The sequence below is a fragment of the Klebsiella sp. 2019SCSN059 genome, from assembly GCF_021739525.1.
Lineage (GTDB): Bacteria > Pseudomonadota > Gammaproteobacteria > Enterobacterales > Enterobacteriaceae > Klebsiella > Klebsiella quasipneumoniae.
The window spans coordinates 99,862-122,496 of record NZ_JAKKOM010000010.1; the positions used below are offsets into that span (position 1 = coordinate 99,862).

The following is a 22,635-nucleotide window of genomic DNA, read 5'->3' on the forward strand; positions in this document are numbered from 1 at the left end:
ACATTAGGTAAGGCAAAAGCCTTTTCGTCTTTATATACTGAAAAAAGAGCCCCAATTTTGTGGGCAGCAATGTGTGACAACAGGGGGCAAGGGATGTTGCTAAAGAAACGGTATGGTCGTCCATTGTCAGCGCTCAGCCTGAGCCTGGCACTGGCATTTGCTCCGCTGTTCAATGTCCAGGCCGAAGAGCCTGAAGTCGTACCCGGCGACAGTTCTGCGGCGCCCGCCGAGGTTTCCGCCGCGCTGGCGCAAAGCGATGGGCAATCGCCGGCGGTCGCGAAGCTGGCCGGTGAGCAGCCGCTGTCGATGGAGGTGGCGGCAAACAGCCGCGCCCAGATCGAGGCGCTGTTGCCGGCAGGGTACAAACCCGTCTTTATGAATCCGCTGGTGTCGCTGTACGCCGCCAGGGATATGAAACCGATGTGGGAAAACCGCGAGGCAGTGCAGGCGTTCCAGCAGCAACTGGCGGAGATCGCCATCGCCGGTTTTCAGCCGCAGTTTACCACCTGGGTCAGCCTACTGACCGATCCCGCCGTCAGCGGCATGGCGCGCGATGTGGTGCTGTCGGATGCCATGATGGGCTATCTGCACTTTATCAGCGGCATCCCCACCCAGGGGACCCGCTGGTTGTACAGTTCAACGCCGTACAAGATGGCGACCCCGCCGCTGTCGGTGATTAACCAGTGGCAGCTGGCGCTGGACAATGGCTCCCTGCCGGCGTTTATCGCCGGCCTGGCGCCGCATCATCCGCAGTATGAAGCCATGCATCAGTCGCTGCTGGCGCTGGTGGCTGATTCTCGCCCATGGCCGCAAATGACCGGCAGCGGCTCGCTGCGCCCCGGCGAATGGAGCAATGATATCGGCGCCCTGCGCGAGATCCTCCAGCGTACCGGAATGCTGGACGATACCGCCAATATCATTCTGCCCGGCGATGTGGTGAGCCCGTCGGCGAAGAAAAAGAGCAAACCTGCGGCGCGCGGCGTGTACGATCGCCAGCTGGTGGAGGGGGTTAAGCGCTTCCAGGCGATGCAGGGGCTGGGGGCGGATGGCGTCATCGGCCAGTCGACTCGCGACTGGCTCAACGTCTCTTCCGCGCAGCGCGCAGGGGTGCTGGCCCTGAACATTCAGCGTTTACGCTTACTGCCGGGCAAACTGTCCACCGGCATTATGGTCAATATTCCGGCGTTCTCGCTGGTCTATTATCAGGACGGCAGCCAGGTGCTGGCCTCGCGGGTAATTGTGGGGCGTCCGGATCGCAAAACGCCAATGATGAGCAGCGCGCTGAATAACGTGGTGGTCAATCCGCCATGGAACGTGCCGCCAACCCTGGCGCGCAAAGATATCCTGCCGAAGGTGCGTAACAATCCAGGCTATCTTGAGCAGCATGGCTACACCGTCATGCGCGGCTGGAACAGTAAAGAGACCATCGATCCTTATCGGGTCGACTGGTCGACCATCACCGAGAACAACTTACCGTTCCGTTTTCAGCAGGCGCCCGGAGCGCGTAACTCGCTCGGACGCTACAAGTTCAATATGCCGAGCTCAGATGCCATCTACCTGCACGATACGCCGAACCATAACCTGTTCCAGAAGGATGTTCGTGCGCTCAGCTCCGGCTGTGTGAGGGTGAATAAGGCTTCGGAGCTGGCCAATATGCTGCTGCAGGATGCGGGCTGGAATGACACGCGTATTTCCGATGCCCTGAAGCAAGGGGACACGCGCTATGTCAATATTCGGCAAAATATACCGGTGAATTTATATTACTTAACGGCGTTTGTGGACGCTGATGGACGTACACAATATCGAACAGATATTTACAATTACGATATCACCGCGCGATCCAGCGCACAAATTCTGACGAAAGCTGAGCAATTAATCAGGTAAATGAAGTAGTTCAATGGATTTTGTTGTCCTAGCACTGGGTAAAAAAGGGCGCTGCTCCTCTGCAGCGCCCGATTTTCCTGGGGTGAGGCTGCCTTGACGTTGGCAATAATGCCCGGTAAGGTGCCTTTCGTGCGCCAGAAGTGCATATACATATCATTCCGCTCAATGCGTGACGCAGTCAGCGCGAACGCTCTCTTTTGCCGGGCAGCATCACGGCTGTGGCGAGCGATGGCGTGCTGGGGTTCAGCATCGCGCAAAGCGGAAAAAGTATATAACGATTCATTGACTGTAGACCTGATTATCATGGACAAATTTGACGCTAATCGCCGCAGATTGCTGGCGTTGGGTGGTGCTGCGCTGGGTGCTGCCGCCATTCTCCCTGCGCCGGCATTTGCCACCCTCTCGACCCCCCGTCCGCGTATTTTGACGCTGAATAACCTGCATACTGGTGAATCACTCAAGGCGGAGTTTTTCGATGGCAGAGGCTATATTCAGGATGAATTAGCAAGACTTAACCATTTTTTCCGTGATTACCGCGCGAATAAAATTAAGTCCATCGATCCAAATCTGTTCGATCATCTTTATCGGTTGCAGGGACTACTAGGCACCAACAAACCTGTCCAGCTTATCTCTGGCTATCGTTCCCTCGATACCAATGATGAGCTTCGCGCACGAAGCCGTGGTGTAGCAAAACACAGCTATCACACCAAGGGGCAGGCAATGGATTTCCATATTGAAGGTATTTCGTTAAGCAATATTCGCAAAGCGGCGTTATCTATGCGCGCAGGTGGTGTAGGATATTACCCACGTAGTAACTTTGTGCATATTGATACCGGTCCCGTAAGGCACTGGTAACGAAAGGAGCGTCATGAACTATCGTATTATTCCGGTTACCGCGTTCGCGCAGAACTGTTCTCTTATCTGGTGCGAACAAACCCGGCTGGCGGCGCTGGTCGATCCTGGCGGCGATGCTGAACGTATCAAAGCGGTGGTGGCGGAGGCTGGCGTCACGCTGATGCAGATCCTGCTGACGCATGGTCATCTCGATCACGTCGGCGCCGCTGCGGAACTGGCGCAGCATTATGGCGTACCGGTTATTGGTCCGGAAAAAGAAGATGAGTTCTGGCTGGAAGGATTACCGGCGCAAAGCCGGATGTTCGGCCTGGAGGATTGCCAGCCGCTGCGTCCGGATCGCTGGCTCAATGAAGGCGATGTGGTTAATGTGGGGAATGTGGCGCTGCGGGTACTGCACTGCCCGGGCCATACGCCGGGTCACGTGGTCTTCTTTGATGACGCTTCCCGACTGCTCATTTCCGGAGATGTGATTTTCAAAGGCGGGGTGGGGCGCAGTGATTTTCCACGCGGCGACCATGGACAGCTGATCGCGGCCATTAAGGATAAGCTGTTGCCGCTGGGCGATGACGTGACCTTTATTCCCGGCCATGGTCCGCTGTCGACGCTGGGTGAGGAACGCCGCAACAACCCGTTCCTGCAGGATGAGATGCCGGTCTGGTAACCGACCTGACGCGAACGTAAAAAAGGCCGCATTCGCGGCCTTTTTCTTTATAGCGAATAATATCGCTTACAGCACGGCGACGATGGCTTCACACAGCGGCGCCATGTTGTCAGGCGTCATGCCGGCCACGTTGATACGGCCGGACGCGACCGCATAGATGGCGAACTCTTCACGCAGACGCAGCACTTGCTCTTTAGTCAGGCCGCTGAACGAGAACATACCGTTCTGCTTGCTGATAAAGCTGAAGTCGCGGCTCGCGCCTTTCTCCTGCAGGGTGTTGACGAACAGCAGGCGCATACGCTGGATGCGCTGGCGCATATCGGTCAGCTCCTGCTCCCAGATTGCCCGCAGCGCATCGTTGCTCAGGATGGTCGCGACCACGGACGCGCCGTGCGCTGGCGGGTTGGAGTAGTTAGCGCGGATCACCGACTTCATCTGGCTGAACGCGCGGTCTACGGTCTCCTGATCGGCGGCGACCAGGGTGCAGGCGCCGACGCGCTCGTTGTACAGGCCAAAGTTTTTCGAGTAGGAGCTGGCGACCAGCAGCTCTTTATGCAGAGCAGCAAAGGCGCGCAACCCTTCAGCATCTTCTTCCAGACCGCGGGCGAAGCCCTGGTAGGCGAAATCGAACAGCGGCAGCCAGCCTTTCTCGACCGACAGCTGCGCCAGCGTCTGCCACTGTTCGAGCGTCGGATCGATACCGGTCGGGTTGTGGCAGCAGCCGTGGAACAGTACCACGTCGCCCGCCTGGGCTTCGTTCAGGCTGGCCAGCAGACCATCAAAGTCCAGCGCGTGGTTAGCCGCATCGTAGTAGGCATATTCACGTACTTCCAGCCCGGCGGAGGTAAACACACTCTTATGGTTTGGCCAGCTTGGATTGCTTACCCACACGCGTTTCACGTCGGTGTTTTTGGCGAGGAAGTCTGCGGCGACGCGCAGCGCACCGGTACCGCCCGGGGTCTGCGCGGTGCGGGCGCGTTTATCGGCGATAATCGCATTGCCTTTACCGAACAGCAGCTCCTGGGTGCAGCGACCAAATTCAGGAATACCATCGATGCCCAGATAGTTTTTAGTCGTTTCATTTTCCAGCAGATACTGCTCTGCTTTTTTGACGCTGGTCAGAACGGGTGTTTTACCGGTTTCATCCTTGTAAACACCAATTCCGAGGTTAATCTTTTCAGGGCGGTCATCGGCACGAAACAGATCGGCCAGACCTAAAATCGGGTCGGCTGGGGCGGCGGTAATGTTCTCAAACATGACGAGGTTCCATTGTGATTACTGAAGGGAAATCCGCTATCAGGTTAACGGGAGAACAACGAATTGCCAACCGTTTGCGATAAAAAGCGCGAAGGTTTTCGAAAGATACGATCTTTGCCTCAGGAATAGAGAAAAGCAGGACCGAAGTCCTGCTCTGAAGGCATATCACGAAGGGGTGTACTGCAGATTAGAACTGGTAAACGATACCCACGGCCGCCTGGTCGTCGGTCGCTACGCCAGCTTCACGCGTATAAGCGTTGTCGTCCAGTTGGTTGAACTTGTACGCCGCATAAACGTTCATGTTCTTGTTGAAGTAGTACCAGGTACCCACTTCGACGTATTTAACCAGATCCGCATCGCCGCCGGAGAAGCCGCCGCGCGCCTGCAGGTCTTTGCCTTTGGTCTGTACGTAGCCGATGGACGGACGCAGGCCGAAGTCGAACTGATACTGTACAACGGCTTCGAAGTTCTGGGTTTTGCCAGCGAAGTAGTTACCCTGGTTTTCCGGGGTCATGTTGTAAGTCTGGGAGTACATGACGGCCGCGTAGACATTGTTGGCGTCATATTTTGCAGAGGTTGCCCAGGCTTCGGCTTTGTCGCCATTGCCGTCAGCTTTCTGGTCTACGCTGCGGTTGGAGCCGGAGTAGCCAGCAGACAGCGCGATACCGTTGTCGAACGCGTAGGTCGCCGCGGTGCTGAAGCCGTCGCCATTCTGCTTGTGAATCGAACGGTCGTGGTCGTTTTTACCCTGGTACTGCAGCGCGAAGCTCAGGCCGTCAACCAGACCGAAGAAGTCAGAGTTACGGTAGGTTGCCACGCCGTTGGTACGGCCGGTCATGTAGTTGTCGGTGTAGTTCCAACCGTCGCCACCCCATTCAACCAGCATATCGGTTGCTGCTTCGACGTCGTAGATCGCGCCGTAGTTACGGCCGTAGTCGAATGAACCATACTCGCCCGCTTTCAGACCTGCGAACGCCAGACGGGTTTTCGTCGGCTGGGAACCTTCAACATTGGAGGCGTCCATGTTGTATTCCCACTGACCGTAGCCGGTCAGCTGATCGTTGATCTGGGTTTCGCCTTTCAGGCCGATACGGGCGTAGGTGGTATCGTCGCTGCTGGTGTCGCCATTGGTGGTCCAGACGTGCTCGCCGACCATTTTTCCGTAGAAGTCCAGTTTGTTGCCGTTTTTGTTATAGATTTCTGCAGCGTTAGCTGCACCGGCTACCAGCAGGGCAGGGATCACCACTGCCAGAATATTGCGCTTCATCATTATTTATTACCCTCATTAATATTTTTTATATGAACACGTGCCACTGCCGTCAATAAGTTCTGTCAATAAAAACTTACAGAACCATTGATGAGAGTTTGGTGTCTGAAGGCATCTTTCCATCCGCGACAACGTTTCGCTAGCCGGAAAATGCTACTAATATCTCATATGAGTAACAAAACGAAAAAACATGTAACTAAATGTGTATTTCTGGGAACTTTGTGAACTTAATCAAAATTCCGTTCCACATGGTGAGGTAAATCGCCTTTCCATATCTATCTATATGAATTATTTATGATTAATTTGGATAAGCGTAAATTTGCTCATTTTGTGTGTTGAATTCGCCTTCTTTTTATTCAGCCTTTGTCTTGGCAAGACGTGCGGCGCGTGGTTAAAAAATGAGCAAATTTATCAGGGGTTTTGCTCTGTTATGAACATAAAGTGCGATCTGCATCACCCAGATGCACCGAAACAGTGCGTAACATAAATGTGAATCCGAGGCCTTGATGTTTAAGTTTGTTGAATTTTGATAACAGTAATTGACATAAAAAAAGGCCAGCTTGCGCTGGCCTTTCAGGTTTATGTCAGAAAAATTTAGAATGTCGCGTTGCGCGGGGTCCGCGGGAACGGGATGACATCGCGGACGTTCTGCACGCCGGTCACGTAGGCGATCAGACGCTCGAAGCCCAGGCCAAAGCCGGAGTGTGGAACGGTGCCGTAGCGGCGCAGGTCGCGATACCACCAGTAGTCTTCTTTATTCAGACCCATCTCGGCCATACGCGCGTCGAGCACGTCGAGGCGCTCTTCACGTTGGGAACCGCCGATGATCTCGCCAATACCCGGCGCCAGGACGTCCATTGCCGCGACGGTTTTACCGTCTTCGTTAAGGCGCATGTAAAAGGCTTTAATATCTTTCGGATAGTTTTTCACTACCACCGGCGCTTTGAAGTGTTCTTCAGCCAGGTAACGTTCGTGCTCGGAGGAGAGATCCACGCCCCAGTAGACCGGGTTCTCGAACTGCTTGCCGCAGTTTTCCAGAATAGTGACGGCGTCGGTATAATCCACCTGCGCAAAATCAGCGGTGATAAAGCGCTGCAGACGGTCGATAGCGTCTTTATCAACGCGCTCGGCGAAGAACTGCATGTCGTCCGCGCGCTCTTCCAGTACCGCTTTAAAGACGTACTTGAGCATCGCTTCCGCCAGGCCGGCAACATCGTTCAGGTTAGCGAAGGCCACTTCCGGCTCCAGCATCCAGAACTCCGCCAGGTGGCGGCTGGTGTTGGAGTTTTCCGCACGGAAGGTCGGGCCGAAGGTGTAAATCTTCGACAGCGCGCAGGCATAGGTCTCGCCGTTCAGCTGGCCGGAAACGGTCAGGAACGACTCTTTACCGAAGAAGTCTTTGTCGAAATCGACTTTGCCCTGATCGTTACGCGGCAGGTTTTCCAGATCCAGCGTCGACACGCGGAACATTTCGCCGGCGCCTTCGGTATCGGAGGCGGTGATCAGCGGGGTGGAGACCCAGAAGAAGCCCTGCTCATCAAAGAAGCGATGCAGCGCCTGCGCCAGGGTGTGACGCACGCGGGCAACCGCGCCGATCAGGTTGGTGCGCGGACGCAGGTGGGCCACTTCACGCAGATACTCGATGCTGTGACGCTTGGCCGCCATCGGGTAGGTGTCCGGGTCTTCCACCCAGCCGGTCACTTCCACGTTGGTCGCCTGGATCTCAAAGCTTTGACCCTGGCCCTGGGAAGCCACGACTTTACCGGTGACAATCACCGAGCAACCGGTGGTCAGACGCAGCACTTCCTGATTGTAATTGGGCAGAGAATTATTAATAACGGCCTGTACAGGATCAAAGCAGGAACCGTCATAGACGGCGAGGAATGAAAAGCCAGCTTTTGAATCTCGGCGGGTACGCACCCATCCGCGGACCGTGACTTCGCTGTCAACGGCAACGCGGCCCTGGAGTACGTCGGCTACAGGCACAACGCTCATAATAATCTCTCTATATAGTCCAATAAAAAAGTCTCTTCCCCCTACAGCGGGGGGATATCTATGTTACCTGTCATCTTCCATCAGACAAGTAGATTTCGCACAGGGAAGGGTGGATTTCGGAAATAAATACACCTCCGGGGCGTTCTTTGGCTCCCCATTTCGACTTTTACACGACTTACTCGATAATGACCGTCATTTCCTGCTTCGCATTTTGCATCGACACGATGGTCCGGAAAGACTTGATATTTCCCGAGGCAAAAAAGAGTTCACGGGTTAGCGCTTCGTATTCCGCCATATCACGGACGTTGATTACGAGCAGAAAATCGAAGTCGCCAGTGACATAGTAGACCTGCTGCACTTGCGGACAGGTTACGAAACGCTGTTTATCCTCCTCAAGCAGATCGAGACGTTCATTCTCAATGGTCACCTGCACCATAATGGTGATGGGTCTTCCCACTTTACTGGCGTCCACTAAGCTAACACTGCCTTTAATCACCCCTGCATCCTCAAGTGCAGCGATACGCCGATTGACTGCCGAAGGAGACAGGCTGATCCGATCGGCGATCTCCCGTTGCGACAAGCGATTATTACGCTGCAAGAGCGTAAGAATTTTTTTATCCCATGCGTCAAGTTTCATCATATATCTCGTCCTGCAAGCCTGTGATCAATCTCACTCATGCAACGTTGTTGCGTGAGAATGATAAAACAGAGTGAAAATTGCGGCGCGATGGGCAACTTTGCGCCAATTAACCGCCGGGCGCAGTGTACCATCACAGGCAGTGGGAAAGCGGCATATCGCGACAAAAAGCCTCTCACACTCCGACTTAACCAATTTAAAGCGACCGTCCTGTCTCAGGCCGCACGGATCCGTGCACCCGTCGTTTAGGCGGTATGGTCGCAAATAACGTTATCGTCCCAGGACGATATGAAAATAGAGGTGCCTGAATAGTGGACACAATTAAATTTCAACTCAACGCCCGGCGGCAGCCCTATGGCCAGGGAGCAGACTTGAGTCTGCTCAATGAAAGCGTGGGGAACGAAGTGCTGGCATTCCATCAAAAATTTCCTGATTACCGGGTCACGCCGCTGCGTAAGCTGGAATTTTTAAGCCAGCGGCTGGGGCTGGGATCGATCCATATAAAAGATGAAGCCCAGCGATTCGGTTTGAATGCGTTTAAAGGATTAGGCGGATCTTATGCGATGGGGAAATATCTCGCCGCTCTGCTTGAGCGAGATATTACTACGTTGAGCTTTGCCGAGCTTAATTCACCAGCGATTAAGGCGCGTATCAAGGACATCGTATTTGTGACTGCTACCGACGGTAACCATGGACGTGGCGTGGCGTGGGCGGCTGAGCAGCTTGGGCTGCGTGCGGTGGTGTATATGCCAAAGGGCTCCTCACCGGTACGCGCGCAGAATATTCGCCGGCATGGCGCCGAATGCACGATTACTGAACTGAACTACGACGACACAGTTCGGCTGGCGGCCAAAACCGCGCGCGAGCAGGGATGGGTATTACTCCAGGATACCGCCTGGCAGGGCTACGAGCAGATCCCCACATGGATCATGCAAGGCTATATGACCCTCGCTGTTGAAATCTGGCAGCAATTGGTAGAAAGCGGGGCGCCGATGCCGACGCATCTGTTTTTACAAGCCGGTGTCGGGTCGTTTGCCGGCAGCATCATGGGATATTTCATCGAAAAGATGCAGCAGCAGGCTCCCACCATCATCATCGTTGAGCCGCACAAGGCGAACTGCCTGTATCGCTCGGCAACCATTAATGACGGGCTGCCGCACAGCGTAGGCGGGGATATGTCAACCCTGATGGCCGGGCTTGCCTGTGGTGAACCTAATATCACCAGCTGGCCAATGCTCCGCGACCATGCCACCTGTTTTATTTCCGCCGACGATTGTCTGGCCGCCAATGGCATGCGCCTGCTGGCCGCTCCGCGACCAGGTACTGACGAACCTTTTGTCTCCGGGGAATCCGGCGCTATCGGCACTGGCGTGCTTTACGCGCTGATGACTCAGCCGGAGTATCGCGAGCTTGCCGAATCTCTGCGCCTGAATGCCGATGCACAGGTTCTGTTAATCAGCACGGAAGGAGATACATCACCCGATGTCTATGAAGACATCGTCTGGTTTGGACGTAATGGTTGAGCGCTATCGACAATAACAAGGGGGCCATCTTACCTACCCTACGAGCCCTCGGTGTGACAAGCGTTCTGACTCATAACGAAAACATACGCGCTTTCGCGTCATGCACAGAGAGAACCTGACCGATGAATACTGAAAATATAATTATCAATAAAGGATGTTCCGATCCCGCAAAGTGGCATAGCGAAGATACCGTTTGGGTCCTTGGCCTTTTCGGTACCGCAATTGGCGCCGGGGTGCTGTTTCTGCCGATTAATGCCGGAATTGGCGGCATCTGGCCGCTGCTGATTGTTTTTGTCCTCGCTTTTCCTATTACTTATCTGGCTCACCGCGGTCTGGCGAGATTCATTTACTCTTCCAATACGCCGGAAAGCAGTATTACCGATGTTATTGGCGAGCATTTTGGCGCGCTGGCGGGAAAAGTGTTTACCGTCATCTATTTCTGCGCCGTCTATACCATTCTGATTATGTATGCGGTGGCAATCACCAACACCGCGCAGAGCTTTATCACCCACCAGTTGGCAATGGCCGAGCCGCCCCGGTCGCTGGTGGCCATCGTTCTGATCCTCGGGCTGATGTTTATCGTCCGTTTTGGACAGCGTTTGATAATGCGGGTGATGAGCACCCTGGTTTATCCCTTCATTATCTCGCTTATTTTTATGGCACTTTTTCTGATTCCGCACTGGAACGGCGCAATTTTGCAAACCGCAAGCTTCAGCGCCACAGGCGATGGGCAGGGGATCATGTTATCCCTCTGGATGACCTTCCCGGTACTGGTGATGTCGTTTAACCACTATCCCATCATTTCGCCGATGGTGGTGCGCCAGAAGCAGCGTTACGGTCTGGCGTTCGCTGAGGGGAAATGCGCGCAGATCCAGCGCTACGGTATCCTGCTCATGACGGTGGTGGTGCTGTTTTTTGTTCTCAGCTGCGTGTTAAGCCTATCGCCGCAGCAACTGGCGGAAGCCAAAGCCCAGAATCTGTCGATTTTGTCCTATCTGGCCAATCAGTACGATACACCGATTATTGCCTGGCTATCGCCGATTATCGCCTTTGTCGCTATTACTAAATCATTTCTTGGCCACTACATCGGCGCCTATGAATCGCTGCGCGACCTGATTCTGGAGGCCGCCGCCGCACGCGGGAAAAAACCTGGCATTCGCCTCGTCGACGCGGTCATCCTGGTGTTTATGGTGTTTACCTGCTGGTTCGCCGCGTACAAGAACCCCAGTATCCTCGGTATTATCGAATGCATCAGCGGTCCCACCGGGGCGGCAATTCTTCTGCTGTTGCCTATGTACGCCATTCATAAATTACCGGTGCTTGCCCCCTGGCGCGGTAAAGCGAGCAACGTTTTCGTCACCCTGATCGGGCTTATCACCGTCTCTGCCATTTTTTACGGCATGTTCCAATAACCACCATCACTAGCGAGATGTTTTATGAGTCATTTTCTGCAGATTAACGGCCAACGGCTTATCGATTCCCTGTATGCGCTTGGCGAATATGGTGCGCTGGAAGGCGGCGGCGTATGCCGCCTGGCAGCGACGGCCGAAGATAAAGCCGGCAGGGACTTTGTTGTAGCCCGCATGAAGGCCCTGGGCCTGAGTGTGTCTATTGATGCTATCGGTAATGTCACCGGTGTTTATCACGGCGAGGAGACGTTGCCGATGGTGATGATGGGGTCACATATCGATACCGTCGCTACCGGTGGGTTATACGATGGCAACTACGGCGTTATGGCCGGCCTTGAGGTGATTGCCACCCTCCAGGATGCCGGGATCTGCCCCCGACGACCGTTGGCGGTAACCTTCTTTACTAACGAGGAGGGGGTGCGATTTCAGCCCGATATGATGGGCAGCGTGGTGTTTGCCGGCGAGTATCCGTTGGCGCAGGCGCTCGCGGCAAAAGATCTCGACGGTATCACGCTCGATGAAGCGCTGCGTAACATTGGTTATAAGGGCGAACGTCAGCCGGGTGATATGGCGGTAGATAGCTACGTTGAGCTGCATATCGAACAGGGACCGATTCTTGATAAAGAGCAAATTGATATTGGTGTTGTTACCGGCGTACAGGGTATTTCGTGGCAGGAATTTACCCTGAGAGGCGTATCGAATCATGCGGGTACTACCCCAATGTCCATGAGACGCGATGCCGGGCTGGCGGCTGCGAAAATCGCTGTTTTTGCCCGTGAGCTGGCGCTAAGCCTTGGTGGTGATCAGGTAGCTACCGTTGGGCATTTCAGCGTGAAGCCTAATCTGATCAACGTCATTCCCAACCATGTCGTTATGTCAGTGGATCTTCGCAATACCGATAATGCGATCTTATGTCTGGCGGAGCAGCAACTGGCAGAATTTGTCGCAAAAACGTCGCAGGAAGAGGGCGTGGAGATAACCAGCCGCTCACTGGTGCGCTTTGAACCGGTCATTTTTGCCGAGGAGATCGTCAATGCGGTGGAAGCCGAGGCGGAGCGTCAGGCGCTCAGTTACCGACGTTTGCCAAGCGGCGCTGGACACGATGCACAATTTATGGCCTCGGTATGTCCCGCCGGGATGATTTTTGTCCCCTGCGTTGATGGCATCAGTCACAACGTCAAAGAACACAGTGCGGCCAAAGACCTGATTGCTGGCGCCAATGTGCTGCTGCAGGTGGTTTTACAGCGCGCCCAGCGTATGGACTAATGTTTACAGGAGCAGAGAATGAATCAGCAACAGTTAAAGCAGCAGCTTATCGCCTGGCGTCACTATTTGCATGCCCATCCGGAAAGCGCCTTCGAAGAGCAGAATACTTCACGGTTTATTGCCGAAAAGCTCGAGGCCATGGGCATTGAGGTACACCGCGATATTGGCAAAACCGGGGTAGTGGGGAGATTGAAATGCGGCGACGGCAAGGGCGTTATCGCTATTCGTGCCGATATTGATGCCATTCAATTGACCGAACAGGGAGACCGGTCTTACCGCTCCATGACCGCCGATCGGATGCACGGCTGCGGGCATGATGGTCATACCTGCATTGCATTGGGCGCGGCGCAGTTGCTATTGCAGCGGCAGAATTTTAACGGCACGGTCATCTTTGTTTTTCAGCCTGCTGAGGAGCCTGGCTATGGCGCCAGAGCGATGATGGACGATGGCGTTATTGAACGCTTTGGCATTGAGGAAATCTACGGTCTGCATAATATGCCGGGTATGAAAGCCGGGGCTATCGCCACGCGAGTCGGTGGCATTATGGCCAGTGAAGATAACTTTATTATTCGTATTCAAGGGCAGGGAGCGCATGCGGCGCGGCCGCATATGGCGAAAGATCCGCTGGTAATTGCGGCGGAAATCATCCTGGCTTTGCAGACAATTGTTTCGCGAAATGTTGATCCGAACGTGCCAGCGGTCATTTCCTGTACTGAACTGCACACCGATGGCATCCGCAATGCGATTCCGACGCATGTTGAAATCAAAGGGGATACGCGCAGCTTTGTACCGGAGGTGCAGATGCTGCTCGAAGAACGAATGCGTACCATTAGCGAAGCAATTTGCGCGATGCACGGTGCTAGGTGCCAGTTCAGCTATACCCATGAATTTGCGCCAACGGTGAACTGGCAGAAATGCGTTGATGTGGCGGTCACCGCTGCGATTAACGTGGTAGGGGCTGAGAAGGTGGACGGCAACGTCGCACAGATGATGATTTCGGAGGATTTTGGCGCTTTTCTGCAAAAAATCCCCGGCTGTTTCATCTTTTTAGGCAACGGCGATGGTTCAGATGCTCAGGGCAATACACCGTTGCATAATGCCTGCTACGACTTTAATGATGAGATATTGCTAACTGGCGCGGAGTATTTTGCCGAGGTCGTCAGAACCCGTCTGCCGCAGGAGTGATATTGATTGGCCCGATAGCAGAATGCCGTCGGGCCATGTTTTTTAGCTTGCCTTTTTAATCGGCGGCAGGTCGAACGCCTCGCGCAGGGCACGGACGAAGGCCTTATCGTGGCAGATGGTTTTCCCCGGGCTGTCGGAGAGTTTCGCCACCGGCTTGCCGTTACATTCCACCAGCTTAATCACGATATTGAGCGGTTTAACCTGCGGCAGATCGCAGGTTAAACGGGTACCAATACCAAAGCTCAGCTTCACCCGCGAGGCGAAGTGGCGATACAGGTCGACGGCTTTCGCCAGGTCGAGATTATCGGAGAAGACCAGCACTTTGCTCAGCGGATCGATGCCCAGCTTCTGGTAATGGGCGATGGCTTTTTCACCCCATTCCACCGGGTCGCCGGAGTCGTGGCGCAAACCCTGATAGCGGGTGGCGAACTCCGGACCGAAATCGCGCAAGAACGCATCCATGGTGATGCAGTCGGTCAGCGCGATGCCCAGCTGGTCAGGATACTCTTCCAGCCAGGCGGCGAGGGCCGCCCGCTGGCTGCTGGCCAGGTTCGGGCTGATCTGCTGGTGGGCCTGGAACCACTCATGGGCCTGGGTGCCCATCGGGGTTAAGTTCAGACGGCGCGCCAGATCGTAGTTGCTGGTGCCGACAAACCAGGGCTCCTGCTGCAGGCGTTGCACAATGGCTTCCTGTACATCGCGTGAAAAACGACGGCGAGTGCCGAAATCCATCAGGCGGAAGGCGCTCATATCGAGGTCAGCGGTCATGGTGGCGAAGTCGCCTAGCTTATGCTCCAGCGCGTTTAGCGCTTGTTCAACGCCCATCTCGGGTGAACGGTAGCGATGGACCAGCTCGCTTATCACCGCCAGCAGGGGGACTTCCCACATGATGGCTTCCCGCCACGGGCCGGTGAGGCGAATGTTCAGCTTGCCGTTGTCATTGGCGACCGTGACCTGGCGCGGGTCATAGCGAAAATCGCGCAGCCAGTCGAGGTAATCCTGGCGAAAAAAGGGAAGGGTGGACAGCCAGCGATATTCATCATCCCGCAGCCTCAGGTCGCGCATGGACTCCACCTGCTCGCGGATCGCGTCGGCATAAATGCCGAGCAGGTCGTCTCCACGGCAGCGAAACTCCGCCGCCACATGTACATCGCCGTAGCGGTGGAAGACAGCCTGCTGCATGTGCAGCTTGTAGGCATCCGTATCAAGCAGCGAATGCAGTACAGGAGAAGTGAATTGTGTCATGGTGCGCAGTAGCATCCTCTCACTGGAGCGTTCCATCGAAACCAACGCGGAAAAAGGAGGCGGAGTATACCTTTATTACCCGGCTCTGTCCCGCGATGGCGAGCGATGGCGACGCTGACGGTCATTTGCGAGGCCTAGTTTAATATATTGAACATGGATCACACCACAAGCTTTGCGTCGGGTCGAGGGCAATTCGTGCCGCGAGTGTTAACAAAATGTAGCGATTTTCGTATTTCACGTTGAAAAGATGAAGATTCTGCATAGCGCGATTGACACAACAGGAATAGACTGGGACGACACTTTACCGAAGATGCTAAAGGTTTTTTATGACACAACAGCCCCAAGCCAAATACCGCCACGACTATCGTGCGCCGGAGTATCTGATTAGCGATATCGATTTGACCTTTGACCTGGATGCCGCAAAAACCGTTGTTACGGCCGAGAGCAAGGTCTCCCGCCATGCGGCTGCGTCTGATGTGCCATTGCGCCTGGACGGCGAAGATCTGACCCTGATTGCTCTGCAGGTGAACGGCCAGCCGTGGAGCGACTATAAAGAAGAAAACAATCAGCTGGTGATCGGCGGCCTGCCGGAGCATTTCACCCTGACCATCGTCAATGAGATCAGCCCGGCGGCGAACACCGCGCTGGAAGGCCTGTATCAGTCAGGCGAAGCGCTGTGCACCCAGTGTGAAGCGGAAGGTTTCCGCCATATCACCTGGTACCTGGACCGTCCGGATGTGCTGGCGCGCTTTACCACCAAAATTATCGCCGATAAAGCCAAATATCCGTTCCTGCTCTCCAACGGCAACCGGATGGCGGAAGGGGATCTGGAGAACGGTCGTCACTGGGTACAGTGGCAGGATCCCTTCCCGAAGCCGTGCTACCTGTTTGCGCTGGTGGCCGGTGATTTCGACGTCCTGCGCGACACTTTTACCACCCGCTCCGGGCGTGAAGTGGCGCTGGAATTGTACGTCGATCGCGGTAACCTCGACCGCGCGCCGTGGGCGATGACCTCGCTGAAAAACTCCATGAAATGGGATGAGGAGCGCTTTGGCCTCGAGTACGACCTCGACATCTATATGATTGTCGCCGTCGACTTCTTCAATATGGGAGCGATGGAAAACAAAGGGCTGAACGTCTTTAACTCCAAATATGTCCTGGCCCGCACCGACACCGCCACCGATAAAGACTACCTCGATATCGAGCGGGTGATTGGCCATGAGTATTTCCATAACTGGACCGGCAACCGCGTCACCTGTCGCGACTGGTTCCAGCTCAGCCTGAAAGAGGGGCTGACCGTGTTCCGCGATCAGGAGTTCAGTTCCGACCTCGGCTCGCGGGCGGTGAACCGCATTAACAACGTGCGCACCATGCGCGGGCTGCAGTTTGCCGAAGACGCCAGCCCGATGGCGCACCCGATCCGCCCGGATAGGGTTATCGAGATGAATAACTTCTATACCCTGACGGTCTATGAAAAGGGTGCCGAAGTGATCCGCATGCTGCACACGCTGCTGGGTGAAGAAAACTTCCAGAAAGGGATGCAGCTATATTTCGAACGTCATGACGGCAGCGCCGCCACCTGCGACGATTTCGTCCAGGCGATGGAAGATGCTTCTAACGTCGACCTGTCGCACTTCCGCCGCTGGTACAGCCAGTCCGGTACGCCGATTGTCACCGTCCACGACGACTATAACCCGGAAACCGAGCAGTATACGCTGACCATCAGCCAGCGCACGCCGCCGACCGCCGAGCAGGCTGAGAAACAGCCGCTGCATATTCCGTTTGCCATCGAGCTGTACGATAACGAAGGTAAGGTGATCCCCCTGCAGAAGGGCGGTCATCCGCTGCACCCGGTGCTTAATGTGACCCAGGCTGAGCAGACCTTCGTCTTTGATAATGTCTATTTCCAGCCGGTCCCGGCCCTGCTGTGCGAGTTTTCAGCACCGGTGAAACTGGAATACAAGTGGAGCGATCAGCAGCTGACCTTCCTGATGCGCCATGCGCGGAATGATTTCTCGCGCTGGGATGCGGCGCAGAGTCTGCTGGCGACCTACATCAAGCTGAACGTCAACCGTCATCAGCAGGGACAGCCGCTGTCGCTGCCGGTGCACGTGGCGGACGCCTTCCGCGCGATTCTGCTCGACGAGAAGATTGACCCGGCGCTGGCCGCCGAGATCTTAACCCTGCCGTCGGCCAACGAAATCGCCGAGATGTTCGCCATTATCGATCCTATCGCCATCGCCACCGTGCGCGAGGCGCTCACCCGCACCCTGGCGAACGAGCTGGCGGACGAATTCCTCGCGGTATATAACGCCAATAAGCTCGACAGCTACCGGGTGGAGCACGCCGATATCGGTAAGCGAGCCCTGCGCAATACCTGCCTGCGCTATCTGGCGTTCGCAGAGCCGACGCTGGGCGATAAGCTGGTGGCGGCGCAGTATCACCAGGCGGATAACATGACCGACGCGCTGGCCGCGCTGTCGGCGGCGGTTGCCGCTGAGCTGCCGTGCCGCGATGCGCTGATGCAGGAGTATGACGACAAATGGCATCAGGACGGCCTGGTGATGGACAAGTGGTTTATCCTGCAGTCCACCAGTCCGGCGGCCAATGTGGTCGAAACGGTACGCGGTCTGCTGAACCATCGTTCGTTCAGCATGAGCAACCCGAACCGCGTGCGGTCGCTCATCGGCGCTTTCGCCAGCAGCAACCCGGCGGCGTTCCATGCTGAAGACGGTAGCGGCTACCAGTTCCTGGTGGAGATGCTGACCGAGCTTAACCAGCGCAACCCGCAGGTCGCATCGCGACTGATTGAGCCGTTGATTCGTCTGAAGCGTTATGATGAGAAACGCCAGGCGCTGATGCGCGCCGCGCTGGAGCAGCTGAAGGGGCTGAAGGATCTCTCAGGCGATCTGTACGAGAAAATCAGTAAGGCGCTGGCGTAACGGTGGCAAAATCCCCGGTTGCGCTCTCGCTTACCGGGGCTACAGCGCTGTGCGATTTGGTAGCCCGGCCGAGCGAAGCGCGGGCCGGGGACGTTAGTTAGCCATGACTAAACAAACGCGGTGCGCTCTCGCTCTTGCCGCGTTTCATCACCCGATCCAGCACCTCCGCCTCCAGCTCGGCCAGCTTCGCCGAACCGGTGCGCCGCGGTCGCGGAATATCCACGTTCAAATCGAGACCGATCTTCTTCTCTTCAATCAACAGCACCCGGTCGGCCATCGCCACGGCTTCGCTGACGTCGTGGGTCACCAGCAGGACCGTAAAGCCATGCTCCTGCCACAGGGAGACGATCAGCTCCTGCATCTCCAGACGCGTGAGGGCGTCCAGCGCCCCCAGCGGCTCGTCCAGCAGCAGCAGGCGCGGGCGATGGATCAGTGCGCGGGCCAGCGCAACGCGCTGCTTCTGCCCGCCCGACAGCGCCGCCGGCCACTCCTGCGCGCGGCTCTCGAGTCCGACGCTGGCCAACGCCTGCAGGGCGGCGTCGCGCCAGGCGCCTTTTAACCCCAGCCCCACGTTATCAATCACCGTTTTCCACGGCAGCAGGCGCGCATCCTGAAACATCATCCGGGTGTCGTCCTGGATCGCCGCCAGCGGCGTCGCGCCTGCCAGCAGCTCGCCGGCATTCGGCTTTTCCAGGCCCGCCAGCAGGCGCAGCAGGGTGCTTTTGCCGCCGCCGCTGCGGCCCACCACCGCCACAAACTGGCCGCTGGGGATATGCAGATCCAGCTCGTTAAGAATGGTGTTGTCGCCATAGCGTTTAGTCACCCCGTTCAGCAGCAACGGGATACCTGGGTTCAGACGGGCAGTGTTCATGCGTTAGCCTCCTGAAGATGATACGCCGGGTTCCAGCGCAGCCAGAGCCGCTCCAGCAGCTGGGCGCTGACGTCGGCCAGTTTGCCAAGAATGGCGTAAAGAATGATGGCGACCACCACCACGTCGGTTTGCAGAAATTCACGCGCATTCATCGCCAGGTAGCCGATACCGGCGTTCGCCGAGATGGTTTCGGCGACAATAAGCGTCAGCCACATCAGACCGAGGGCAAAACGCACGCCGACCATAATCGAGGGCAGGGCGCCGGGTAAAATCACGTGACGGAAAAGAGCAAAGCCGGATAAACCATAGCTGCGCGCCATCTCCACCAGCCCACGGTCGATATTGCGGATCCCGTGCCAGGTATTGATATAGATCGGGAACAGGGTCCCCAGCGATACGAGGAAGATCTTGGCGGTCTCATCGATGCCGAACCACAAGATCACCAGTGGGATCAGCGCCAGGTGCGGCACATTGCGCAGCATCTGGATCGACGTGTCCAGCAGGCGCTCGCCCCAGCGTGACAGACCGCTGATCAGGCCGAGCACCAGTCCAATGGAGCCGCCGATGGCGAAGCCGACCAGCGCCCGCCACGAGCTAATGGCCAGATGCTGCCACAGCTCACCGCTGGCCGAGAGCGTCCAGAACGCTTTCAAAACGCCCTCCGGCGAGGGCAGCACCCGCGTCGACAGCCAGCCGACGGACGACGACAACTGCCAGACAATGACCGTTCCCACCGGCAGCAGCCAGGGGGCGAGGCGTAACAACAGGGGATGGGTTGATTTTGCCATCAGTGCCTCCTCAGCTCTGCGCCACTTTACGCGGGATAAACTCGTTGGCGACGGCTTCCCCCTGCAGACGCAGGTTGTGCGGCTGCGGAACAGACGGCACCGCGACGTCGAGCAGCGGGAACAGCAGCTCGCCGACCCGATACGCCTCTTCCAGATGCGGATAGCCGGAGAAGATAAAGCTATCGATACCCAGCGCGGCGTATTCATTGATCCGTTCGGCAACGGTAGCGGCATCGCCCACCAGCGCGGTCCCGGCGCCGCCGCGCGCTAAACCGACGCCAGCCCACAGGTTGGGGCTGATTTCCAGCTTATCGCGTCGACCATTGTGCAGCGCCGCCATCCGCTGCTGGCCGACGGAGTCGGTTCTGGCGAAGGCCGCCTGGGCGCGGGCGATAGTCTCATCATCCAGATGGGAGATAAGGCTGTCCGCCGCCTGCCAGGCTTCCTCATTGGTTTCCCGCACGATCACGTGCAGGCGGATGCCAAAACGCACCCGGCGACCGTGCCGGGCGGCTTTCTCCCGCACCTGAGCTATCTTCTCTGCCACCTGGGCCGGCGGTTCGCCCCAGGTAAGATAGAGATCGACCTGCTCAGCGGCCAGATCCTGCGCCACCTCAGACGATCCGCCGAAATAGAGCGGCGGACGCGGCTGCTGGAGCGGCGGGAACAGCAGTTTGGCGTCGCGAACGCGCTGATGCTTGCCGTTAAAGGTGACAGTCTCCCCCTCCATCAGCTTGCGCCAGATATGGGTAAATTCAGCCGAGGCCTCATAGCGCTCGGTGTGGTCGAGGAAGACACCGTCGCCTGCCAGCTCGGCGGGATCGCTGCCGGTGACCAGATTGAACAGCGCCCGGCCGTTCGACAGTCGGTCCAGGGTCGCCGCCTGGCGCGCGGCCACCGTCGGCGACACCACGCTTGGCCTCAGGGCGACTAGGAATTTCAGCCGCTGCGTTACCGGGATCATCGAGGCCGCAACCAGCCAGGCATCTTCACATGAGCGCCCGGTCGGGATCAGTACGCCGGTGAATCCCAGCCGATCCGCCGTCTGCGCGATTTGCTGCAGATAGCCGTAATCGACCGGACGGGCTCCCTCTTCGGTACCCAGATAACGACCATCACCATGGGTCGGTAAAAACCAGAACATATTCAGACTCATGATTTCGCTCCTTGTGCGGCGGCGGGCTGCCAGATGCGGGCCCGGATATCAACTTTTTTCGGCACCAGCTTGTTCTCATAGAACAGGTCGGCCGTCTGCTGCTGGCGAGCGGCGGTTTCAGCGCTCACCGGGGTCACCGAGGTGGGGGGACGATGGTCCAGGTAGCTGGCGATCACCGCTTCCGGTAATCCCATCGTTTTTGCCAGCAGCGTAATGCTTTGCGCACGCTGGCTATGGGTCAGGGCATCGGCCTGGGTAAAGGTATCGAGTACGCCCTCAATAAAGGCGCCATTGCGTTCAGCGTAAGGGCGGGAAGCGAGATAGAAGGATCCCGTCTGTTTCAGGTCGGTTCCGTCGGTCAGTACCCGGGCGCCGCCCTGCAGCAGCGCGGCGGAGTAATATGGATCCCAGATCGCCCAGGCGTCGACATTGCCCTGCTGGAAGGCGGCGCGCGCATCGGCGGGGGCGAGATAGACCGGCTGAATGTCGCTAAACTTCAAACCTGCGAGCTGCAGGGCGCGCAGCAGCAGATTGTGGGAGCTGGAGCCTTTCTGAAAAGCGACCTTTTTCCCTTTTAGCTCAGCCACGTTATGAATCGGGCTGCCCTGCGCCACCAGAATCACTTCCGCTTTGGGCTTTGGCGGTTCCGAACCGATATACACCAGATCGGCGCCGGCCGCCTGCGCAAAGATAGGCGGAATGTCGCCAGTGCTGCCAATATCGATGCTGCCGACGTTCAGCGCCTCCAGCATCTGCGGACCGGCCGGAAATTCAATCCACGAAATATGGGTTTGCGGGTAGCGCTGCTCCAGCAGCTGATGGCTTTTCGCCAGCACCATGCTGACGCTGCCTTTCTGATAGCCGATGCGCAGGGCGTCAGGCGCCGCCGGGGCGGCATGGCCCAGGGCGGAGAACAGCAGCAGCCCGCCGAGGGTCAGAGCGCGGAGAGGATTAAGCATGTTCCACCCCACGCAGAGACGTTAACGACGGGGCGCGGCTGCTGGGGCGATGCAGCGCCTGCCAGAAGGTCTCCAGGGCTTCATCGAGGCGCCGCTGCAGGTTCGGGGTAAACTGCGGCTTGTGCTGGTAATCGGTCACCTGGCTGTCGTCGGCGAAGACGCCATGGAGGATCTCCTGAGCCTTGAGGGCATTCAGCACCGGCTTCAGGGCGTAGTCCACCGCCAGCATGTGGGCGATGGTGCCGCCGGTGGCCAGCGGCAGCACGATTTTGCCCTCCAGCGCCCGCTCAGGAAGCAGGTCGAGCAGCGTTTTCAGGGCGCCGGAAAACGAGGCTTTATACACCGGCGTGGCGATGATCAGTCCGTCAGCCCCGGCCAGCTGCTCATTGAGCGTCTGCAGCGCCGGGTTGTCGAAGCGAGCGTACAGGAGGTCTTCCGGGGCAAAGTTCTGCAGATGCCAGTGGCAGACTTCGATATCGGCGGCGGTGAGCGTCTCTCTGGCGTATTCCAGCAGGGCGCTGGAACGGGAAGGGTAACGCGGGCTGCCCGCAAGCGTAATGACGCGCATCTCTCTCTCCTTATAACTAAATGTTTGCATTTATCTATAATTGATAACATTTGTAGTGAGTGTGACAGAGGGCCATTCTTTCCCTAAATGATTTATCCACCGTTAGATAGCCGAAAAGCGCATAACGGCGCGCGGGGAGGTAATCGTTTGCGCTGATGGGGGATTTT

The 22,635-nt window shown here is 56.7% G+C and carries 18 protein-coding genes; 8 read left to right on the plus strand and 10 right to left on the minus strand.

Features of this window, described 5'->3' with window-relative positions; translation table 11 throughout:
- Positions 1–93 precede the first annotated feature (93 nt).
- The 3 genes from ldtD (at position 94) to L2I46_RS13245 (ending at position 3,400) form a co-directional block, all read left to right on the plus strand.
- Positions 94–1,884 (plus strand): L,D-transpeptidase, encoded by a 1,791-nt coding sequence (ldtD, locus tag L2I46_RS13235; RefSeq protein ID WP_236947928.1) that lies wholly within the window; start codon positions 94–96, stop codon positions 1,882–1,884.
- A 303-nt stretch (positions 1,885–2,187) separates the two neighbouring features.
- The gene (locus L2I46_RS13240) at positions 2,188–2,739 is read left to right on the plus strand and encodes a YcbK family protein (protein WP_004201403.1); all 552 of its coding nucleotides are present in this window, start codon (positions 2,188–2,190) and stop codon (positions 2,737–2,739) included.
- Positions 2,740–2,752: 13 nt separating this feature from the next.
- Positions 2,753–3,400 carry an MBL fold metallo-hydrolase gene (locus tag L2I46_RS13245; protein WP_023289031.1) on the plus strand — a complete coding sequence of 216 codons (648 nt, stop codon included), beginning with the start codon at positions 2,753–2,755 and terminating at the stop codon, positions 3,398–3,400.
- A 66-nt stretch (positions 3,401–3,466) separates the two neighbouring features.
- Here L2I46_RS13245 and aspC read toward each other — a convergent pair whose 3' ends face one another.
- The 4 genes from aspC to L2I46_RS13265 all read right to left on the minus strand — a co-directional run bounded on the left by aspC (position 3,467) and on the right by L2I46_RS13265 (position 8,556).
- Positions 3,467–4,657, minus strand: coding sequence for an aspartate transaminase (gene aspC / locus L2I46_RS13250; RefSeq protein ID WP_023289032.1), 1,191 nt, complete (start codon positions 4,655–4,657; stop codon positions 3,467–3,469).
- Positions 4,658–4,844: 187 nt separating this feature from the next.
- Positions 4,845–5,927 (minus strand): porin OmpK35, encoded by a 1,083-nt coding sequence (ompK35, locus tag L2I46_RS13255; RefSeq protein WP_004201406.1) that lies wholly within the window; start codon positions 5,925–5,927, stop codon positions 4,845–4,847.
- Positions 5,928–6,518: 591 nt separating this feature from the next.
- Complete coding sequence (gene asnS / locus L2I46_RS13260; protein WP_017899452.1) at positions 6,519–7,919, minus strand: asparagine--tRNA ligase; 1,401 nt, start codon at positions 7,917–7,919, stop codon at positions 6,519–6,521.
- A gap of 175 nt (positions 7,920–8,094) precedes the next feature.
- The gene (locus tag L2I46_RS13265) at positions 8,095–8,556 is read right to left on the minus strand and encodes an Lrp/AsnC family transcriptional regulator (RefSeq protein ID WP_002898209.1); all 462 of its coding nucleotides are present in this window, start codon (positions 8,554–8,556) and stop codon (positions 8,095–8,097) included.
- A 311-nt stretch (positions 8,557–8,867) separates the two neighbouring features.
- Between L2I46_RS13265 and dpaL the strand changes: the two genes are divergently transcribed.
- The 4 genes from dpaL (at position 8,868) to L2I46_RS13285 (ending at position 13,939) form a co-directional block, all read left to right on the plus strand.
- Positions 8,868–10,079 carry a diaminopropionate ammonia-lyase gene (gene dpaL / locus L2I46_RS13270; RefSeq protein WP_072096462.1) on the plus strand — a complete coding sequence of 404 codons (1,212 nt, stop codon included), beginning with the start codon at positions 8,868–8,870 and terminating at the stop codon, positions 10,077–10,079.
- Positions 10,080–10,201: 122 nt separating this feature from the next.
- Positions 10,202–11,491, plus strand: a complete 1,290-nt coding sequence (locus tag L2I46_RS13275; protein WP_236947929.1) for an amino acid permease — start codon at positions 10,202–10,204, stop codon at positions 11,489–11,491.
- Positions 11,492–11,515: 24 nt separating this feature from the next.
- Positions 11,516–12,754: a Zn-dependent hydrolase gene (locus tag L2I46_RS13280; RefSeq protein WP_236947930.1), complete on the plus strand. Its 1,239-nt coding sequence runs from the start codon at positions 11,516–11,518 to the stop codon at positions 12,752–12,754.
- A gap of 18 nt (positions 12,755–12,772) precedes the next feature.
- Complete coding sequence (locus L2I46_RS13285) at positions 12,773–13,939, plus strand: M20 aminoacylase family protein (protein WP_102003827.1); 1,167 nt, start codon at positions 12,773–12,775, stop codon at positions 13,937–13,939.
- Between the two features lie 42 nt (positions 13,940–13,981).
- Here L2I46_RS13285 and pncB read toward each other — a convergent pair whose 3' ends face one another.
- A complete protein-coding gene (pncB, locus tag L2I46_RS13290; protein ID WP_032428717.1) occupies positions 13,982–15,184 on the minus strand; it encodes a nicotinate phosphoribosyltransferase in 1,203 nt (400 codons plus the stop codon).
- A 326-nt stretch (positions 15,185–15,510) separates the two neighbouring features.
- Between pncB and pepN the strand changes: the two genes are divergently transcribed.
- On the plus strand, positions 15,511–18,126 hold the full coding sequence (gene pepN / locus L2I46_RS13295) for an aminopeptidase N (protein ID WP_107112287.1): 2,616 nt from the start codon (positions 15,511–15,513) through the stop codon (positions 18,124–18,126).
- A 97-nt stretch (positions 18,127–18,223) separates the two neighbouring features.
- On the opposite strand, the gene ssuB is transcribed toward pepN, so the two are convergent.
- Genes ssuB through ssuE form a run of 5 tightly spaced genes read right to left on the minus strand, consistent with a single transcriptional unit; the run spans position 18,224 to position 22,468 of the window.
- On the minus strand, positions 18,224–18,997 hold the full coding sequence (gene ssuB / locus L2I46_RS13300) for an aliphatic sulfonates ABC transporter ATP-binding protein (RefSeq protein ID WP_023289039.1): 774 nt from the start codon (positions 18,995–18,997) through the stop codon (positions 18,224–18,226).
- On the minus strand, positions 18,994–19,785 hold the full coding sequence (gene ssuC, locus L2I46_RS13305) for an aliphatic sulfonate ABC transporter permease SsuC (protein WP_236947931.1): 792 nt from the start codon (positions 19,783–19,785) through the stop codon (positions 18,994–18,996). The genes ssuB and ssuC overlap by 4 nt, the downstream gene beginning before the upstream one ends.
- A gap of 10 nt (positions 19,786–19,795) precedes the next feature.
- The gene (gene ssuD, locus L2I46_RS13310) at positions 19,796–20,941 is read right to left on the minus strand and encodes an FMNH2-dependent alkanesulfonate monooxygenase (RefSeq protein ID WP_023289041.1); all 1,146 of its coding nucleotides are present in this window, start codon (positions 20,939–20,941) and stop codon (positions 19,796–19,798) included.
- Entirely contained in the window at positions 20,938–21,900 is a 963-nt protein-coding gene (locus tag L2I46_RS13315; RefSeq protein ID WP_023289042.1) for a sulfonate ABC transporter substrate-binding protein, read from the minus strand. Before L2I46_RS13315 ends, ssuD begins: the two co-directional genes overlap by 4 nt.
- A complete protein-coding gene (gene ssuE / locus L2I46_RS13320; protein ID WP_004201416.1) occupies positions 21,893–22,468 on the minus strand; it encodes an NADPH-dependent FMN reductase in 576 nt (191 codons plus the stop codon). The genes L2I46_RS13315 and ssuE overlap by 8 nt, the downstream gene beginning before the upstream one ends.
- Between the last annotated feature and the right edge of the window lie 167 nt (positions 22,469–22,635).

Bases quoted from the DNA above. Each gene is read 5' to 3' on its own strand.
- ldtD (WP_236947928.1), top strand. From the start codon at position 94: ATGTTGCTAAAGAAACGGTATGGTCGTCCATTGTCAGCGCTCAGCCTG.
- L2I46_RS13240 (WP_004201403.1), top strand. From the start codon at position 2,188: ATGGACAAATTTGACGCTAATCGCCGCAGATTGCTGGCGTTGGGTGGT.
- L2I46_RS13245 (WP_023289031.1), top strand. From the start codon at position 2,753: ATGAACTATCGTATTATTCCGGTTACCGCGTTCGCGCAGAACTGTTCT.
- aspC (WP_023289032.1), bottom strand. From the start codon at position 4,657: ATGTTTGAGAACATTACCGCCGCCCCAGCCGACCCGATTTTAGGTCTG.
- ompK35 (WP_004201406.1), bottom strand. From the start codon at position 5,927: ATGATGAAGCGCAATATTCTGGCAGTGGTGATCCCTGCCCTGCTGGTA.
- asnS (WP_017899452.1), bottom strand. From the start codon at position 7,919: ATGAGCGTTGTGCCTGTAGCCGACGTACTCCAGGGCCGCGTTGCCGTT.
- L2I46_RS13265 (WP_002898209.1), bottom strand. From the start codon at position 8,556: ATGAAACTTGACGCATGGGATAAAAAAATTCTTACGCTCTTGCAGCGT.
- L2I46_RS13275 (WP_236947929.1), top strand. From the start codon at position 10,202: ATGAATACTGAAAATATAATTATCAATAAAGGATGTTCCGATCCCGCA.
- L2I46_RS13280 (WP_236947930.1), top strand. From the start codon at position 11,516: ATGAGTCATTTTCTGCAGATTAACGGCCAACGGCTTATCGATTCCCTG.
- L2I46_RS13285 (WP_102003827.1), top strand. From the start codon at position 12,773: ATGAATCAGCAACAGTTAAAGCAGCAGCTTATCGCCTGGCGTCACTAT.
- pncB (WP_032428717.1), bottom strand. From the start codon at position 15,184: ATGACACAATTCACTTCTCCTGTACTGCATTCGCTGCTTGATACGGAT.
- pepN (WP_107112287.1), top strand. From the start codon at position 15,511: ATGACACAACAGCCCCAAGCCAAATACCGCCACGACTATCGTGCGCCG.
- ssuB (WP_023289039.1), bottom strand. From the start codon at position 18,997: ATGAACACTGCCCGTCTGAACCCAGGTATCCCGTTGCTGCTGAACGGG.
- ssuC (WP_236947931.1), bottom strand. From the start codon at position 19,785: ATGGCAAAATCAACCCATCCCCTGTTGTTACGCCTCGCCCCCTGGCTG.
- ssuD (WP_023289041.1), bottom strand. From the start codon at position 20,941: ATGAGTCTGAATATGTTCTGGTTTTTACCGACCCATGGTGATGGTCGT.
- L2I46_RS13315 (WP_023289042.1), bottom strand. From the start codon at position 21,900: ATGCTTAATCCTCTCCGCGCTCTGACCCTCGGCGGGCTGCTGCTGTTC.
- ssuE (WP_004201416.1), bottom strand. From the start codon at position 22,468: ATGCGCGTCATTACGCTTGCGGGCAGCCCGCGTTACCCTTCCCGTTCC.